The organism is Crenobacter cavernae, assembly GCF_003355495.1.
Classification (GTDB): Bacteria; Pseudomonadota; Gammaproteobacteria; order Burkholderiales; family Chromobacteriaceae; genus Crenobacter; species Crenobacter cavernae.
Genome location: NZ_CP031337.1, coordinates 2520480 through 2537840 on the forward strand (window position 1 = coordinate 2520480; position 17361 = coordinate 2537840).

15 protein-coding genes and 2 pseudogenes are annotated in these 17361 nt (G+C 63.9%); 7 read left to right on the forward strand and 10 right to left on the reverse strand.

Annotation, left to right across the window (positions count from 1 at the left end; translation table 11 throughout):
• Positions 1-31: 31 nt before the first annotated feature.
• Entirely contained in the window at positions 32-445 is a 414-nt protein-coding gene (locus DWG20_RS12295; RefSeq protein ID WP_115434091.1) for an OsmC family protein, read from the reverse strand.
• A 200-nt stretch (positions 446-645) separates the two neighbouring features.
• Between DWG20_RS12295 and DWG20_RS16770 the strand changes: the two genes are divergently transcribed.
• Positions 646-834 carry a helix-turn-helix domain-containing protein gene (locus DWG20_RS16770; protein ID WP_220271958.1) on the forward strand — a complete coding sequence of 63 codons (189 nt, stop codon included), beginning with the start codon at positions 646-648 and terminating at the stop codon, positions 832-834.
• A 35-nt stretch (positions 835-869) separates the two neighbouring features.
• Here the strand turns inward: DWG20_RS16770 and DWG20_RS12305 are convergent.
• The 4 genes and pseudogenes from DWG20_RS12305 to DWG20_RS12320 all read right to left on the reverse strand — a co-directional run.
• Positions 870-1520: pseudogene (locus DWG20_RS12305) on the reverse strand (IS5 family transposase); the annotation flags it as partial.
• A gap of 147 nt (positions 1521-1667) precedes the next feature.
• Positions 1668-2141 carry an aminoacyl-tRNA deacylase gene (locus DWG20_RS12310; protein WP_115434092.1) on the reverse strand — a complete coding sequence of 158 codons (474 nt, stop codon included), beginning with the start codon at positions 2139-2141 and terminating at the stop codon, positions 1668-1670.
• A 644-nt stretch (positions 2142-2785) separates the two neighbouring features.
• Positions 2786-3418: a response regulator gene (locus DWG20_RS12315; protein WP_115434093.1), complete on the reverse strand. Its 633-nt coding sequence runs from the start codon at positions 3416-3418 to the stop codon at positions 2786-2788.
• Positions 3408-4778: a cache domain-containing protein gene (locus DWG20_RS12320; RefSeq protein WP_115434094.1), complete on the reverse strand. Its 1371-nt coding sequence runs from the start codon at positions 4776-4778 to the stop codon at positions 3408-3410. The genes DWG20_RS12315 and DWG20_RS12320 overlap by 11 nt, the downstream gene beginning before the upstream one ends.
• Positions 4779-4964: 186 nt before the next feature.
• Between DWG20_RS12320 and DWG20_RS12325 the strand changes: the two genes are divergently transcribed.
• The 4 genes from DWG20_RS12325 (at position 4965) to DWG20_RS12340 (ending at position 10339) form a co-directional block, all read left to right on the forward strand.
• Positions 4965-7025: a carbon starvation CstA family protein gene (locus DWG20_RS12325; protein WP_115434095.1), complete on the forward strand. Its 2061-nt coding sequence runs from the start codon at positions 4965-4967 to the stop codon at positions 7023-7025.
• An 8-nt stretch (positions 7026-7033) separates the two neighbouring features.
• Complete coding sequence (locus DWG20_RS12330) at positions 7034-7237, forward strand: YbdD/YjiX family protein (protein ID WP_115434096.1); 204 nt, start codon at positions 7034-7036, stop codon at positions 7235-7237.
• 57 nt (positions 7238-7294) lie between these two features.
• Positions 7295-8293 (forward strand): CobW family GTP-binding protein, encoded by a 999-nt coding sequence (locus DWG20_RS12335; RefSeq protein ID WP_115434097.1) that lies wholly within the window; start codon positions 7295-7297, stop codon positions 8291-8293.
• A gap of 210 nt (positions 8294-8503) precedes the next feature.
• Complete coding sequence (locus tag DWG20_RS12340) at positions 8504-10339, forward strand: SagB/ThcOx family dehydrogenase (RefSeq protein ID WP_181880909.1); 1836 nt, start codon at positions 8504-8506, stop codon at positions 10337-10339.
• A 326-nt stretch (positions 10340-10665) separates the two neighbouring features.
• Here DWG20_RS12340 and DWG20_RS12345 read toward each other — a convergent pair whose 3' ends face one another.
• Complete coding sequence (locus DWG20_RS12345) at positions 10666-11133, reverse strand: aminoacyl-tRNA deacylase (RefSeq protein ID WP_115434099.1); 468 nt, start codon at positions 11131-11133, stop codon at positions 10666-10668.
• Positions 11134-11751: 618 nt separating this feature from the next.
• Here DWG20_RS12345 and DWG20_RS12350 point away from each other — a divergent pair.
• Positions 11752-12039: a CopK family periplasmic copper-binding protein gene (locus DWG20_RS12350; protein ID WP_115434100.1), complete on the forward strand. Its 288-nt coding sequence runs from the start codon at positions 11752-11754 to the stop codon at positions 12037-12039.
• A 296-nt stretch (positions 12040-12335) separates the two neighbouring features.
• Here DWG20_RS12350 and DWG20_RS16480 read toward each other — a convergent pair.
• The 4 genes and pseudogenes from DWG20_RS16480 to DWG20_RS12370 all read right to left on the reverse strand — a co-directional run.
• Positions 12336-12521 (reverse strand): annotated as a pseudogene (locus tag DWG20_RS16480) (hypothetical protein); the annotation flags it as partial.
• Positions 12522-12624: 103 nt separating this feature from the next.
• Positions 12625-12948 carry a YdbL family probable chaperone protein gene (locus DWG20_RS12360; RefSeq protein WP_115434101.1) on the reverse strand — a complete coding sequence of 108 codons (324 nt, stop codon included), beginning with the start codon at positions 12946-12948 and terminating at the stop codon, positions 12625-12627.
• 9 nt (positions 12949-12957) lie between these two features.
• Complete coding sequence (locus DWG20_RS12365; RefSeq protein WP_115434102.1) at positions 12958-13137, reverse strand: YnbE family lipoprotein; 180 nt, start codon at positions 13135-13137, stop codon at positions 12958-12960.
• Positions 13138-13157: 20 nt separating this feature from the next.
• Positions 13158-15431, reverse strand: coding sequence for an intermembrane phospholipid transport YdbH family protein (locus tag DWG20_RS12370; RefSeq protein WP_245944720.1), 2274 nt, complete (start codon positions 15429-15431; stop codon positions 13158-13160).
• 667 nt (positions 15432-16098) lie between these two features.
• Between DWG20_RS12370 and DWG20_RS12375 the strand changes: the two genes are divergently transcribed.
• Positions 16099-17361 carry a DEAD/DEAH box helicase gene (locus DWG20_RS12375; protein ID WP_115434103.1) on the forward strand — a complete coding sequence of 421 codons (1263 nt, stop codon included), beginning with the start codon at positions 16099-16101 and terminating at the stop codon, positions 17359-17361.

The window sequence follows — 17361 nt, forward strand, 5'->3', positions numbered from 1 at the left end:
ATGTCCGAGGTCGCCGAAAGCGGAAGGCGCGTCAGACGTTTTCCGGGGCCGCACGCGACGTCGAGATGTTCGCCCCCTTGAGCAGCGTCCGGGTGACCGGCGACTTATCCGCGATCTCGAGCAGCCGGGCCCACTGGGTGTCGTCCAAGAGCGCATCGGTGCTGATGCTCCGTTCGATCCATGCCCGGCCTTCCTGGTCCTTTGAAAGCGTCAGCGATATCTGGAGTTCGCCGATGTGCCAGCCTTTTTTCTCGGCGTACATCCGCAGCGTGATTGCGGTACACGCTCCCAGGCTCGCCAGCAGGTAGTCGTAGGGGGCCGGCCCGGCGTTCTGGCCTCCCGACGAGGGAGGCTCGTCGCTCAACAACTCGAAGCCGGCGGTCTCGACGCGGTGCGTATAGTTGAAGGGGGTGGAGGTGACACTTGCGGACGCGATCAGTCTCATAAGCCGTTTCCTGCTGTGGCGTTGACCTGCACACCGCCCGACAAGGGCAAGTTAGTCGCTTGGCTCGGGGGCAATCAAGCTTGCTTCCCCATCTTAAGACCGGGCGCTCCAAGACCGTAGCCTTTCTTCACGAACAGCCTGTTTGCCGTTGACGAACGATGCGCTAGCGACTGAACGACATCGAAGCCTTCCTGCTGGTCATGGAGACCGGCAGTTTCACCGCGGCCGCCGCACGTCTCGACCTCTCGAAGTCGGTCGTCAGCAAGCGCATCGGCGATCTCGAGGCCGCCCTCGGGACGCAATTGCTGCATCGGTCGACGCGGGGGGAGGGGGTCGCCGACGGATCGTGGCCAGCTTTTCTATCTGAAGGGGCTTTGTTGCGCAAATAAAATCAAGCGCGCAAAGCCCCTTTCCCCAGACGGACTCAGAGCATGGGGACCGTTACCGGCGTGCCGAGTCGGGTGAAGCGATTCAGGATCACCGCACGGATCTGCAGCTCGGCGACCTGGCGCTCGAAGTCTCTAGCCATGACACGCTCTCCCAGCAACTTGAAGCAACGCATCTTGGCCTCTACTAAGCTGCGTCGGTGATAGCCCGACCATTTCTTCCAGATCGTCCGGCCCAACCGTTTGGTACTGCGCAGGATCTCATTGCGTACACCGGCCCCGACACGGTTTTCTTGCCAAGGTCTCCCGTTCTTCCGCACCAGAATGATGGCGTCAGCCTGGCGCTGGGCAATCGCCTCATGGCAGGCCTTGGTATCGTAGGCGCCATCTGCCCTAACCGAGGCCATCCGTTCATACTCGGAGAGTTGGGACGACCGTTCCGACCGCATCGGCGCATCACCGACCGAGTTGCCGGTGATCTCGATGGCCCGGATTTCCACGGTCTCGGCATCAATGACCTGATGAACGTTGCGCCATTGGCGACGCTACTCCGCGCCGTACTTTTTCGTTATCCCTGAGCGAATTGAAAATTCGCACGCAGCCCACTCGCCCTCGCCCAGCATTTTGATGCCGGTACTGTCGATCAGTAGATGCAGCCCCGAACGGGTCAGGCGAGCAGGGATTTGAACCGTTCAGCTTACCGGAACCGCTGAACCGCCGCTTCCGCGCTGATTTCTGCAACAGAGCCCCGCCGCATGGCCATCGCGCTACAAGCAAACGCCGCACACCGGAAAGGTGTGCGGCGGCAGGAAAACCGGCCCCGGCGATGCCGGGAATCATAGATGCCGGCTGAAGTGTCCGCGCTCTGCCCCAGCCATCAGCTTCATGAAGGCATCGGTGCGCATGTGGATCAGTTCCCGGTGGTCTCCGGCCTCGAAGTACACGTCTGCCTCCTGCAACAGGGAGTCGTCGACATAGGTGGCCATGCCGCCATAGACCGGCGCGAGCGGAGGGATGGCCCCCACTTCGCAGTCCTTGAACAGCTCGCTCAACTCTTCCTCGCGGGCGAAGCGCAACGGACGCCCGGTGTCGCGACGCAGCACCGAAAGCTGCACGTGGCAGGTCGACGGCAGCACCGCCGCGACAAAGCCCCGCTCATCTTCCAGCAGCACGGTCTTGGCCACACGGTCGCCCGGGATATGGGCGAGCTCGGCGGTCTCCATGCTGTACTGGCTGACCGGGTGCCGCACGACGTCATACTCCATGCCAGAACGTTCCAGGTATTCGGATAGGGTGATAGCGATCGCCATGATGAACCTCCTCTCATCGGGGCCTTCCCGGTCCGGCCCGAGCCGGCCGACAAACCCCTCGCCACGGTGGACGGTCCTTGTTCACCGGGTCTCGTTCCTCTTTTCAGGATAGCCGGTATGGGCCCCGCTGCCGTCCGGGGCGCTCGCCGGACCGGGGACAGCGAGATGACGAGTTTCGCCCCGCCTGCCTGCCGGTTCGCCAACACAAAAAGCCCGGGCCGTGAGCCCGGGCTTTTTGCTGAAGACGTAGTCGGTTCAAACGCTGGAAAGGTTGGCCGAGGCCGGGTTGGGAGCCTCGGCCAACTTGTTTCTTGTCCGGGGATTGATGGGGGAGTGCGGGCGATGCTCTGGTCGAAGTTTCGCGCCTGAGCGGCTATGCGGGCTTGCATCGATCTGCCTGCAAGGCGGTGTTTTCATCGGGCTCGGCCAACCTTGCCTGAATCGAAAAGGTTGGCCGAGCCTAAAAAGAAAACCGCCCGCGGGTCAGGCGGGCTGTTTTTATTGAAGTGCTGCATTCGGCGCAATGCGCTGCGCTTATTGCGCCCTACCGGGCTGCCGTCCATGGTCTTTGTGAGAGCCATGGCTTGAGAAAGTGAATCGTCTGCAGCAAAGGATGCAACGATATGCGGCCGCCATCAGGCATCTTAGAGCCAGCCTTTTTCCATCGCGTATTTGACGAATCCTGCCGCGCTTTCGATGTCCAGCTTGCGGCGGATGCTAAGGCGATGCGTCTCGGCGGTGCGCACGCTGATGTTGAGCAGCTGGGCGATGGCCTTGTTACTGAGTCCCTGCGCCAGCAGCAGTAGGACTTCGCGTTCGCGCTCGGTCAGCGAATCGTCTGCGGCCGCCGGCGGTGCGATCAAGGTATGGGTGACTGCGGCGCTGTAGTAGCTGCCGCCCGCCATGGCCGCTTCGATGGCGGCGATGATCTCGTGCGACGGCGCGTCTTTGAGCACATAGCCGCGCGCGCCGGCGCGGATCGCGCTGGTCACGTACTCGGCGTTGTCGTACATGCTGAGGATGACCACCATCAGGCCTGGGTGTTGCGTGCGCAGTTCGGCGGTGAGCTGGATGCCGTTCATCCCTTTCATGCCGATATCCACCAGCATCAGGTCGGGGTGCACGGCGTCGGCGAGCGCGAGCGCCTCGGCGCCGCTGCCGGCTTCGCCGACGACGTCGATGTGCGGTACGGCGTCGAGGCGGGCACGCAATCCGTCGCGCACGAGGGGATGGTCGTCGACCAGCACAAGGCGGACGCGTTGGGGCTTAGCTTGCATGATGGGATTCTTCCGAACGGAGCGGCAGCGTGACTTCCAGTAGGGTGCCCGCCGACGTGGACGAGAGGACGAGCGTGCCGCCGAGGTGCTCGACGCGCTCGCGGATATTGTGCAGGCCGATGCCGCCGGTGGTCGATCGGCTCACGCCTTCGACGTCGAAGCCGCAGCCGTCGTCGGTGATGGCCAGCCGTATCGTTCGATCGACGCAGCCCAGTTCCAGTGCGACGGATTTGGCGCTGGCGTGCCTTTCGATATTGGTAAACGCCTCCTGCGCGATGCGAAACAGCGCGACGGCCTCGAGGTCGGGCAAGACGAGGTCGCCGAGCCGGTTGCCGACGACGACCTTGGTGCCGGTGCGCTGTTCGAATTCGCTCGCCAGCTGGCCCAGCGCGGCCGACAGGCCCAGCATGTCGAGTGCCGAAGGGCGCAAGTCGTGCGAGACGCGGCGCACTTCGCCCAGCGCTTCGGTGAGCCCCGCCAGGCCCTTGTTCAGCGCCTCCAGCACGTCGAGACCGCCGCTTTCCAGTTTGTGCTGCACCAGTTCGAACTGAAATTTGGTCGAGACCAACAACTGGCTGATGCCGTCGTGCAGCTCGCGCGAGACGCGCGCTCGTTCCTGTTCTTGCGAGTTGACTAGGCGCTGGGCCAGCACCTTGAGCTTTTTGTCGGCCACGCGGTATTCGCTGACGTTGAGCGCGAGCCCGCCGGCAAACACCAACAGCACCGCGCCGAGCGCGACGGCGGCGATGTCCCACAGCGTGGCGTGGACGTTGGCGCGCGCCTTATCGCGCGAGGCGCGGATGGCGCGTTCCACGTCGTCAAGATAAACGCCGGTGCCGATCATCCAGCCCCAGCGCTCCAGCAGCACCACATAGCCGAGTTTTTCGCTCATCTTGCGGGTGGTGGGCTTTTCCCATTCGTAGCGCTGAAAGCCGCCGCCATGCTGCGCCTTGTTCAGCAAGGAGCGGATCACATGGCGGCCGTGCGGGTCGGTGAGATCCCATAGATTGCGCCCCACCAGCTCCGGTTTGCGCGGGTGCACCAGGTTTTTGCCGGCCAGATCGTACACGAAGAAATAACCGTCATCGCCGTAACTGATGCCGCTCAAGATGCGCTTGGCTTGCTCTTGGGTGGCGGCATCGTTGCGGCCCGAGCGGTAGAGCGGGTCGATGGCGGTCAGCGCCAGCTGCACGTAATGCTGAAGCTCGGCCTGTTTCGCGCTGTACAGGCTGTCTTCGATCAACACGGCTTGCTGTTCGGCCAGGCGGTCGGCGCGGTGGACCACCAGCGTGCCGAGCGCGCTCATCGCCAGCAACAGCGGCAGGATGGTGAGAAGGACGATCTTGAGTCTGAGCTGCATAAGGCCTTACGGGGCTAAGAAATCACTTCTACGTAGTTCTACGTATGACGGCCGTGCGTAGAACTCCGAATTCTTTATGAGACAAGAATCGTTAATAGTAGGGCTCGTGTACGTGTCTGCGTATGTCCCGCATGGGAACAATAAAACGGCTCGCCTACGAGCGATAGCCGATTCTAGGAGAAAGCAATGCAACGACTTGCCAGCCACCTTCCGTGGTTTTTGGTAGCGGTCGTCGGCGCGTTCGCGCTTGGCACTGTTGCCCTGCATCGTGGAGAAACCATCAACGCGCTGTGGATCGTCGCCGCGGCGGTTTCCATCTACCTGGTAGCTTATCGCTACTACAGCCGCTTTATCGCCAAGAAGGTGATGCAGCTGGACCCCAACCGTCAAACCCCGGCCGTGCGCCACAACGACGGCCTCGATTACGTTCCCACCAATAAGTATGTGCTGTTCGGCCACCACTTCGCCGCTATCGCCGGCGCCGGCCCGCTGGTAGGGCCGGTATTGGCGGCACAGCTGGGCTATTTGCCGGGCATGCTGTGGATTCTGGCCGGCGCGGTGATCGCCGGCGCGGTGCAGGATTTCATGGTGCTGTTCATCTCGACCCGGCGCGACGGCCGTTCGCTCGGTGACTTGATCAAGTCCGAGCTCGGCCCGATTCCCGGCGTGATCGCGCTGTTCGGCACCTTCATGATCATGGTGATCATCCTCGCGGTGCTGGCGCTGATCGTGGTCAAGGCGCTGGCGGAAAGCCCGTGGGGCGCCTTCACGGTGGCGGCGACCATTCCGATCGCTCTGTTCATGGGCATCTACACCCGTTATCTGCGCCCGGGCCGCATCGGCGAGATCTCGCTGATCGGCTTTGTGCTCTTGATGCTGGCCATCGTCGGCGGCGGCCAGGTGGCGGCCGACCCGGTCTTGGCCCCGCTGTTCACCTTCACCGGCACCCAGCTGACCTGGATTCTGATCGGCTACGGCGCCATCGCCTCGGTGCTGCCGGTGTGGCTGCTGCTGGCGCCGCGCGATTACCTGTCCACCTTCCTGAAGATCGGCACCATCGTCGGCCTGGCCATCGGCATCGTCATCGTGATGCCGGAGCTGAAAATGCCGGCGACCACGCGCTTCCTGGACGGCACCGGTCCGGTATGGTCGGGCAGCGTGTTTCCGTTCCTGTTCATCACCATCGCCTGCGGCGCCGTGTCCGGCTTCCATTCGCTGATCTCGTCCGGCACCACGCCGAAACTGCTGGAGAACGAAACGCACGCGCCGTTCATCGGTTACGGCGGCATGCTGATGGAGTCCTTCGTCGCCATCATGGCGCTGGTGGCCGCCGCCTGCATCGACCCGGGCGTCTATTTTGCGATGAACAGCCCGGCGGCGGTGCTCGGCAAGACGGCCGAGTCGGCCGCGCTGGCGGTCTCGCAGTTCGGCTTTGTGATTACGCCGGAAATGCTGACGCAAACGGCTAAGGAGCTGGGCGAGAGCACCATCATCTCGCGCACCGGCGGCGCGCCGACCTTGGCGGTGGGCATGGCGCAGATCCTGTCCGGCGTGTTCGGCGGCGACGGCATGAAGGCGTTCTGGTACCACTTCGCCATCCTGTTCGAAGCGCTGTTCATCCTGACCGCGGTGGACGCGGGCACCCGCGCCGGCCGCTTCATGCTGCAGGACCTGCTGGGCGTGTTTGCGCCTTCCTTGAAGCGCACCGATTCTTGGGTTGCCAACTTTGCCGCCACCGGCTTGTGCGTGGCGGCGTGGGGCTACTTCCTGTATCAGGGCGTGGTCGATCCGCTCGGCGGCATCAACACGCTGTGGCCGCTGTTCGGCATCGCCAACCAGATGCTGGCCGCCGTCGCGCTGACCCTGGCCACCGTGGTGCTGTTCAAGCTCAAGCGCGAGCGCTACGCCTGGGTGACCATCGTGCCGACCGCGTGGCTGCTGATCTGCACGCTGTACGCCGGCTGGCTGAAGATCTTCTCGGACAACCCGAAAGTGGGCTTCCTGGCGCACGCCGCCAAATACCAGGCCGCGCTGGACAGCGGCAAGGTGCTGGCGCCGGCCAAGAGCCTGGAACAGATGCAGCAGGTGGTGTTCAACGACCGCCTGGACGCCGGGCTGGCCGCGTTCTTTATCCTGGTGGTGCTGAGCGTGCTGGTGTACGGCGTGCGCGCTTGCTGGGCCGCCTGGCGCGTTAGCCACCCGACCGCCCAGGAAACCCCGGCGCAACTGGCGGAAAACCGGGTTTAAGGACGGCGATGTTCGATCAGCTGAGCAAACTGGGTAAATATCTCGGGCAGGCCGCCAACCTGATGGTGGGCTTGCCCGACTACGACACCTACGTGGCGCATATGCGCGCCAACCATCCGGACCAGACGCCGATGACGTACGAGGAGTTTTTCCGCGAGCGTCAGGACGCCCGCTACGGCGGCGGTGACGGCAAGGTGGGGCGCTGCTGCTGATGTGGTAACCAATACGCCGGGTTTGCGCCCGGCGTGTCGCTTTAAGTGAGAAACGCCATGAGCCTATCCATAAACGCACCGATCCCGGTCACCCTGCTGACCGGCTTTCTCGGCGCCGGCAAAACCACCTTGCTCAACCACCTGCTGGCGACCGCCGGCGAGCGCATCGTCGTGATCGAGAACGAGTTCGGCCCGGTCAACATCGATAGCGATCTGTTGATCCAGGAGACCGCCGAGCTGGTGGAAATGACCAACGGCTGCCTGTGCTGCACCATCCGCGGCGACCTGTCGCGCCATTTGCATTCACTGTATGAACGGAAGCAGTCCGGCGAGCTGGCGTTCGAGCGCGTGGTGATCGAAACCACCGGCCTCGCCGACCCCACGCCGATCGCGCAGACCTTTTTCGGCGACCCCCTGCTCGCCGACGCGTACGCGCTGGACGCGGTGATCACCGTGGTGGACGCGCTGCACGGCGCCAAGCAGCTGGACGAGCAGCCGGTGGCGGGCAAGCAGGTGGGCTTTGCCGACCGTTTATTGATTTCCAAGGCCGATCTGGCCGACGCCGAAGCGCTCGATGCGTTGGCCGAGCGCCTGGCCGGCATCAACAGCGAGGCGGCGCAGTACCGGCTGGAGCACGGCAGGATCGGCCGCGAGCTGCTGTTCGGCGTGCGCGGCTTTCATCTGGACGAGGATATTCTGCGGCGCGGCAAGGCTGGCCCGTTGAGCTTCCGTCCGGCAGGAGCGCGCTCGTTCGGCGACGACATCGCCGCCGTGCACTTGCACCACGACGGCCCGCTCGACCTCGGTCGCATCAGCGACTTCATGCGCCAGCTGGTGGAGCACCACGGCGACGCTTTGTTGCGCTACAAGGGCGTGCTGGCGGTTAGCGCCGAGGCGCGCCGCCTGGTGTTCCAGGGGGTGCATCGCATCAACGGTTTCGACTACGGGCGCGAGTGGGGGCAGGGCGAAGCGCCGGTGTCGGACATCGTGCTGATCGGACATCAATTGCCGCAGGAGGAGATCAGGGCGGGCTTTGCCGCGTGCGTGGAGGGGTAAAACTTTGCCACGGCGGAAAAACAAAAAGCCCGGGCGTATGGCCCGGGCTTTTTGCTGTCGGCCAACCTTGGGTGCTGGGTTGGCCGAGAAGGGAACGGGGCGGTGATTGTGGTCATCGGGATGGAGGATGCCGCCCCCGGATATCTCTTCCAAACAGGGATAGAATTTAGCATTCCCCCGAATTTCTCCCCTCACGCAAGGTGTCAGGACATGGTGCCGAAAATCGTCTGGGTGCTGCTGCCCTTGTCGCTCTACGCGCTGTATGTCGCCGTGTCGACGTGGCGCGGCCGCGCGCCTTCGCGCGTCGCGCTCAACGTCGAGACCAGCCTGCTGCTGATCGCGTATCTCCTGACGACGGCGGGCCTCGGCGTGTTCTGGGTGGCCAACCAGCAGCTGCCGGTGTTCGACTGGCACTATCTGTTCGGCTACTGCACGCTGCTCTTGGTCTCGGTGCACCTGGTCTTCAACCTGCCGGCCGTGCTGCGCTGGCTGCGGCACACGCCGGCGCCGCAGGCTGCCGGCAAAGACAAGCGAGGCCCGGTCGCGGTCGGCAAGGCGCTGGCGGTTGTCGCCGCCCTCGGTGTGGCGTTCTTTCTTGGCACGCGCCACGGCGCGAGCGAGGTGGCGGTCCGCTGGACCGCCGCCGAGGCTGGGGCGGGGCCGGTCGATGCGGTGGTCCGCTATCACGAATTCTCGTCGGAGTCGCGCGGCCGCGTGTTCCGGCGCGCGCCGGGGGTCGAATGGGGCGCGCCGCCGCCCGCCTTCAAGCGCTACCCGGACGCGCCGCACGTCGCGCTCGCGCGCGCAAAGACCCGCGAGCAAGGACTGGGCGACGCGCTGCGCGCCCCCGCGCCGCGCAAGGAACGTCTGAGCGTCGCCGAGCTGGGCGAGCTGCTGTACCTGTCGGCCGGCATCACGGCGCGGCGCGGCGGCCTCGCGCTGCGCGCCTCGCCGTCGTCCGGCGCGCTGTTCCCGAGTGAGCTTTATGTGGCGGCGCGCAAGGTCGATGGCTTGCCGGCCGGGCTCTATCACTACGACGCCGAGCACGAGCGCCTCGAAGCGCTCGGTGCGCTGCCGGCCGCGCTCGGGGCGGAAGACGCCGACGCGCTCGTCGTGCTCTCGGCGGTGTTCCGCCGCACCGGCTACAAGTACCGCGACCGCGCCTACCGCTACGCGGTCGCGGACGCCGGCCACCTGCTCGAGAACCTGCGGCTGGCTGCCCACCAGGCGGGGATGCGGGCCACGCTCGTCGCGCGCTTCGACGAGGCGCAGGCCGCCCGGGCCATCGGCATCGACGGCGTCGAGGAGGGCGTGCTCGCCGTTGTGGAGCTGCGGCGCGCGGCCGGCCGCGCACCGCACGAAGGCGCACCGCCTGCCGCGCGCTTCGCGGCCCCCCCGGCGCCGGCCGACCTCTCGATCGGCGTCACCGGCATGGTGCACCGCGCCACCTCGCTGCGGCTCTTGCCCGACGAGGCCGGCGCCGGGCGCATCGCGCTGCCACCGCCCGAGCCCGCCGCCGAAGGCGTGAGCCGCACGATCATCCAGCGGCGCAGCCAGCGGCGTTTCCTCGACGCGCCGGTGCCGCTTCCAGCGCTGTCGTCGTTGCTGGCCGACATGGCGCAGCCGCCACAGCTGTCGGACGCGATCCGCATCAACCTGGTGGTCGACCGCGTCGCCGGGCTCAAGCCGGGCGTGTACCGCTACGTTCCGGGTCATGCGCTGGTGCGCGTGCACGAGGGCGACTTCGCCGCCGCGGCACGGTCGGCGGCGCTGTCGCAGGACGTGATCGGCGACGCCGCCGTGGTGCTGGTGCTGTCGGCCGACCGCGAACGGATGCTGGCGCAAGGGCCGCGCGGCTACCGCCACGCCTACCTCGAGGCCGGCATGCTGGGCGAGCGCTGGCTGCTCGGCGCCGTCGCGCGTGAGCTGGCGGCGTGCCCGGTCGGCGGCTTCTACGACGACGAGGCGGCGGCGCTGATCGGCGTCGACGGCCGGCGCGAATGGGTGCTGCACTTTGCGGCGCTCGGTTGGTCGGCGAAGGAATAGGGCGATCGTGCAGGACAGGCCACCACGCTGGCGGGGAGATGCGGCTAGCAGCAGCGCGGACGCTGGAAGGTTTGGCCGAGGTCGCTTGAGCCTCGGCCTTTTGTCGGGGTTCGAGCAATTGGGGCAAGCCGATCCGGCTGCGGCGAAGAATTCCAATAGCCTCGGCCAACCTTGCCCGAACCGAAAGCTTGGTCGAGCCGGAAAAGTCGCTTGCCGCGACGTAGAGCGTTCCGCCGGAAGCGCCAATGCCCAGCGGTGCACAGGGCGAAAAAGTGGCGGAACGCCTCTGGCGAGGCTTCCGCCCTACTGAGGGTCGAATATCCGGGCTACTTGCTGAAGTGTCCGCGCTCTGCCCCGGCCATCAGCTTCATGAAGGCATCGGTGCGCATGTGGATCAGTTCCCGGTGGTCTCCGGCCTCGAAGTACACGTCTGCCTCCTGCAACAGGGAGTCGTCGACATAGGTGGCCATGCCGCTATAGACCGGCGCGAGCGGAGGGATGGCCCCCACTTCGCAGTCCTTGAACAGCTCGCTCAGCTCTTCCTCGCGCGCGAAGCGCAACGAACGTCCGGTGTCGCGACGCAGCACGGAAAGCTGCACGTGGCAGGTCGACGGCAGTACCGCCGCGACAAAGCCCCGCTCATCTTCCAGCAGCACGGTCTTGGCCACACGGCCGCCCGGGATATGGGCGAGCTCGGCGGTCTCCATGCTGTACTGGCTGACCGGGTGCCGCACGACGTCATACTCCATGCCCGAACGTTCTAGGTATTCGGATAGGGTGATAGCGATCGCCATGATGAACCTCCTCTAATCGTCGGGGCGTACCCGGCCCGAACCGGCCGGCCCGCCCCACCCACGCCACGGTGGACCGTTCGCGTTCACCGGCAACGTTCAAATAGTGTCACGCCAGCACCCGCTCCTCGCCGCGCGGCGCGGACGAAGGTGCCCGAGGGAGGAGTCTGCGGGCGGATCCCACGAGGCGCCAGCCGCTCTCGAACGCCGCCTCGATCGACTTCTCGATGCGTTCGTCGCTCCTTCCTATATTCAGGATAGTCGGTACGGGGGCGCGTTGGATCGAGTGAAGTCCAAACGATGAATGCGCTTCGTTTCCCCTTCATCCCAAGAGTTGGTCTAGCTTAAAGTGGCGGCGGGATTTACAGCGGGTGGCGTTGTCATAGCTCTGCCTTGCCTTGCCCTGGCCAGCCCAGCCCAAGCCACAGTGCAGGAGAGAAGCCGGGAAGTAATGACAGGCGGTATGGTACTCGTGCCTCTGTCGTCTGTGCCCGTCACCCCGGACATGCCTCTACCGTGACAAGAAGCAATCAGGAATGCGGTAAAACCATCCGGGAAAGGAGGCCGTCGGCAGATTGACCTGCGCATGACTTCAAGTCGTTCTAAACAGTTCATGATTCAATGAAAGGAATCATTATGAATAAAGGTTTTGTGTACGGCATGATCGCTGCAGGTGCGTTGACACTCTCAGCTTGTGCGTCGATGCGCGGCGAGCCGCCGGATCGGGTCAGCCTCAAGGATGGCTCGACCTTGTACATCGACAACGTCGGCGGCATGACCATGACCGACAAATATGGCAAGCCAATGTCGATGATGGATGGGGAGCCCATGGAAGCGACAGACGGGACGATGCTTATGATGAAGAACAAGGTGCTCTATCGATCCATCATGCCGAAAGGCGGCAAGTAAGGGGGGGCGGGGCGCCACGACGAGTGGCGCCTCATCCAAGGCGTGCCCGAAAAGATGGGAGCACACCATGCGTAGGCATCACCCTGTCAGGCGGCCCCGGACTGATGGGGTGACGGCGCAGCGCCCCTTGCAGGGATTGCGCCTACAAGTTATGACGATCGACGCGTCAGTAGGACGTGCGCCGTGCAGCCGTGGCAGGGCGACAAACGCAGCGCAAAAAGCCCGGCGCACGGGCCCGGGTTTTTTGCTGAATGCTGGTTGAGGGAGAAGGATTCGAACCTTCGAAGGCAGAGCCGTCAGATTTGTAGTCTGATCGCTTTGGCCGCTCTGTAATTGTCGGGTCCCGGACGATTGGTTACGCGTTTAACAAATAATTCCGGGTGCTTGGCCTGCCAGCGTTTCAAGGTCTGAACGGGTGACTCGTGTGCCAAGGCCTTCTGCGGCAGTGGGTGGTTATAGAGCCAGAGGTAACGCTCCAGCGTCTGCTTTGGGCCGAAAGCACCCCTTCTCTATGGACCGCTTATGACCCGAACCGGATGTTTATAAAAATCAGGGCAGACCAGTGTTCGGTACTTTCGCCGGGCACTACTTTTTGACCCACTGACCATCAGGGGTTTTTACGTAAGTCCCCAGCGCCGTCTTTTCTATGGCTTTCTGCCCTGCCAGGATGGCCACTTGATCCAAGGTCGCGCCGTTTTTCTTGGCAATGGCTTCGTAGGCGGCGCGGCGCTTGGCATTGATATCCGCTGCAAGCTCTACGGCGTCCGGGGTTGCCTTGACCACCCCCAGATAACCATTTGGTTGTTCCCCCACCAGTCCCTGTGACTTGGCACTATCCAGGTCAAGCGCCATGGCCAGCGCACTGCAGGCCAGCAGTAGCACCGCCATCAATCGGGTTGTCGTTTTCATGGCCAGTTCCTAGAACAATGTGCGGTCTTCAGTGATGAGTTTATCGACATCTTTTTCCACCTTGAGGCGGATCTCATGGTCAATCTTCACATTCAGATTGATGGTGATCGGATCTTTTGGGGCCTCGAGTGCGACCCGTGGGGTGCAGGCTGCCAGAGGCAGTAAGGCCACAAGCCAAACGGGTTTCATGGTGAGTCCTCCACCTCATGTCAGCGTGAGCCTTCCACCGGATGCCGGTTCAATAGCCGCCGGGAGATCTCATCACCAATACGCAGGCTGCGTAATAGCTCCAACACATTTTCCCGATGCGTGTAGTTTAGTACGACCGGCAGGCTGTTTTGCTGTGGGTTCTGGCCCTTGATGGTCACCACAGCATCCAGCCAGCCGTCTGGTTTCATATTCAGGCGTGCCTGAAAGTCATGAATCGCCAGGTTGCTCAGCGTATCCAGCGCCAGCCGCACCGCGCGGTTGGATTGGCCCATGGCGCTGACGCCGGCAGAGGGCAAGACCTTCAGTGATAAGGGGCCTTCATTGCTCATGCGCCCCCCCTGCAAGGCCAGCGAATCCTTCATCAACTGTAGCGGCAGATGCCCGCCCACGCGGCCGGCGAGCTGAACGGTCGGGTTGGGAGCGTTTTGCAGCGCGGCCACCTCCGCCAGGTCGATGCGACTGATCGTCACCGCCTGATACTGCGGGGAGGGCCATTGCAGCGCAGCGGCGCGCATATGGCCCCCCAGCATGTCGGCGTAAACATCGGCGAAGTGCCAGGTGGCCAGGTCGGATTGCACCGTCATGCGGACATTGCGCACCAGGGTGCCCACCTCCAGTTCGGCCAGCGTGATAAGCCCGTTGCTGGTGAGCGTTAGGCCATCTTGGTGCAGCTCAATATGCGCGGCCCCATTGCCGCCCGACGCCAGAATGCCGCCCCAGTCCAGCGCCAGCCCGGACACGGCCATGTCGCCTTGCAGCTGCCAGTGATCCTGCCACTGCCAGCGACCCTGGCCATTGAGCCTGCCTTTCTGCAAGGTGACGCCGAGGCTACGGCTCATCGCGGCAGACAGGGGGGTTGTTATCTCCAGCGTGCCTTTCGCGCCGGTTTTCTTCCCGCGGCTAGCCAGCGCTGCGGTCAGGGTCAGCTCGGATTGCCAGGCCGGCACGCGCAGCCTGGCCCTGCCTTGCTGCCCGGAGACGGCCATCTGCCCGGTGACGGTAGGCAATCCCCAGCGCGTCGCCACGACGCCATCCGCCTTGAGCTGCAAGGCACCGAACATTCCCTGGGGGCCGAGGCGTAATGGCGTGGTGGCGACGACGGCTATCGGCTTGATCAGCGTGGTTCCGATCAGACCCTCGGCAATCGTGGCGCGGCTACCCGTGCCCAGGAACCACCGCCCCTGTTTGCCATACCAGGAGGCGCTCAGCTTCAGGACCCCGCCCTGTGCATAAAATGGGGGCCGAGAGCTGCCTTCCACGGCGCCTTCCCAATGCCCTTGCGTATAGCTGGCACTGAGCACCCCGGTGAGGGGGTAGTTGCCATAGTGGCCATTGAACGCCGCCCGCGCGGTCCAGTGCGGCGTGTGAAAGCCGGTCACCGGCAAGCGCAGCGCCAGCACCAGGTCCGGTCCCTTGACCGTCAGGCTGGCCGGTTCGCCGGCGAGGCCTGACGCATCGATACGGCCCCGCCAAAATCCGGCCAGGTCGTGCCCGGCGGCTTTGCCCGCCAGGTCGAGCCGCCCTTGCCAGCCCCACTGGGCTTGCTGCCAGGACAACAGGCTGTCGACGGTTTTGACCCTGATATCCTGATGCTGAAGTTCGGCAGAGAGGGTGCTTTCACCGGCCAGTGCCAGCGGCAGCACCAGTGGGCGGGACCAGCTCAAGCGCAGCCCCTCGGGGAGCTGTATTGCCGCCGGCAACAACGCCAGCCCGTGCCGATTCCAGCGCAGCGGCACCGTGCCGGCGAGCTCGGGCCCGGCCAGCGTCAATTTGCCCAGGCCACGTGCCACGCCGCCACCCTCGGTATCCAGGGAAAGCCGTACGGTACCTTGCGGGCCTGCCGCCCGCAGGTCCAGGCGCAGGGACTCCACCCCGTCCAGATTGCCGCTGGCCCGTAGCGCTTGCCGGGCTTCCAGGCTCCAGCCGCCCCCGAGCGCCACTGGCGCCCCCAGCACGGCGTTCAACCGCCATTGTTTGGCGGCGAGGCTGGCCTCGAGCGTCGTATCGGTCCGTTGCGACTGCCCCATGTAGCCTAGTTGTTGCCCCTGCGCCTGCAAGGCGCCGTCCAGACGATTGGCCTGCCACAATCCCTTGCCCGTGAAGGTCAGCGCGCCCAGGAGCTTGGGTGCAATGTCAGCCGCCTGAATCTGCCCTTGCGCGGTCCAACGCCCGGAAATGCGGTCATAGACAGCGGTCGCTTGGCTGCGCTGATACTTTGCCTGTGCTTGCCAGCGCTGCTCGCGCTGGCGGATGACCACCGCCAGAGGCGGCAAGCCGGGAATGGTGAGTGCGTCGATGGTGAGGTCGAAGGGGGGCGTCCAGGGGGGGAAGTCAGCACCTCAGCGACAGGTTTGCATTTGGGCAGGCTCATGCTGGTCATGGTGATCGTCAGCGGCCGCCAGCCGGTAACCCGCAATCGTTCGCCATGGGCTGTCACACAGCCGTTTTGTAGGCTTTGCCACTGCGCCAGTTCCAGCCCGTCCTGCCAGCCGAAGCCCTGCACACGTATACCCTGCGCATAAGCTGCGACCACTACCACCACGAGTAGCACCGATAGTGGCAGCAGCGCCAGCATGATCAGCCAGTAGCGACGCACAAGACGAGAGCTCATGCTCATTTGCCGCCCATCTGTGGCATGGTTCACGAGTGTTTCCGGGCCGCCAGCCGGGAGCATGCCGCAGCCCGTTTACGTCATCTGATTTCCACCCTGTACTTGAGCATATACGGGTGCCAGAGATCTGCTGCGCGATATGGCCCCCAAGGGCACCGGCACGCCGAATGGTCTGCCCGGGGTTTGATGGACATTCGTTTTAAAATTTGTGGGTTTGGCTAGCGTCCGCTTTTGGCCGAAAATTGCCATTTGGTTCCAACAGAACCCGGCAAGCGGGAGCAAGGCAGCTTAAACTCTGCCTTTCGCCTTCAAAGGCTGTGGTTACCCCTATGACGTTCTCCTCCCTCGGTTTGATCGAACCGCTGTTGAAAACCCTCGACACCATCGGCTACCAAACGCCTACGCCGGTGCAGGTGCAGACGATTCCGGCAATTCTGGCTAGGCGTGATCTGATGGCGGCGGCGCAAACCGGTAGCGGCAAGACCGCCGGCTTTGCGTTGCCGCTCTTGCAACGTCTGGCCATGGAGGGCCCGCAAGTGGCCAGCAATTCAGTGCGCGCCTTGGTGCTGGTGCCAACTCGCGAACTGGCTGAGCAGGTGCATCAGAGCTTTCGTGAATACGGCACGCACCTGCCACTGCGCACCGATGTGGTTTACGGCGGGGTAAGCATCAACCCGCAGATGATGAAAATGCGCAGAGGCCTCGACATCCTGGTCGCCACACCAGGCCGCTTGCTCGACTTGCTAGACCACAATGCACTTAGGCTTTCTGCGGTCTCGATACTGGTGCTGGATGAGGCGGATCGCCTGCTGGATATGGGCTTTGCCGACGAGATCGGGCGTATCCTGGCGCAGCTTCCGAAGGATCGCCAAAACCTGTTCTTCTCCGCCACTTTTCCGCCCGCAGTACAGGCGCTCGCTGAAAAGATGCTACGCAATCCGGCCCGCATTGAGGTGCAACCCGCGCCGACCGTCGAAGCTACCATCCGGCAGCGAGCCATTGAGGTCGATGCCAGCCGCCGCACCCAATTGTTATGTCATCTGATTCACGAAAGCTGCTGGGACCGGGTGCTTGTTTTTGTTGCCACCAAACACTCTGCGGAACAGCTAGCCGACAAGCTGGGCAAAGCCGGAATCAAGGCAGCCGCCTTCCATGGCGAACTCAGTCAAGGTGCACGCAGCCATGTCTTGGCAGAATTCAAAGCTTGCCGATTGCAGGTGGTCGTCGCCACGGATGTCGCCGCTCGCGGTATCGACATTGAGCAATTGCCTGCCGTGGTGAACTACGACCTGCCGCGATCCGCGGTCGACTACATTCACCGCATCGGCCGCACCGGCCGCGCGGGCGAAAGCGGTACCGCGGTCAGCTTCATCAGTGCGGCCTCCGAACCGCATTTCCGGCTCATAGAAAAGCGTCAACGCCTCCGCCTGTCACGCGAACAAATCTCGGGCTTTGAACCTATCGCAACCACGGCACCAGTCACTGCATTGATGACTGCGTCATTAGCAGGGCCCTCTACCGGCGGTATCAAAGGTAAACGCAAGAGCAAGAAAGACAAGCTACGCGAAGCCGTTGCACGCAAAAATGATTAG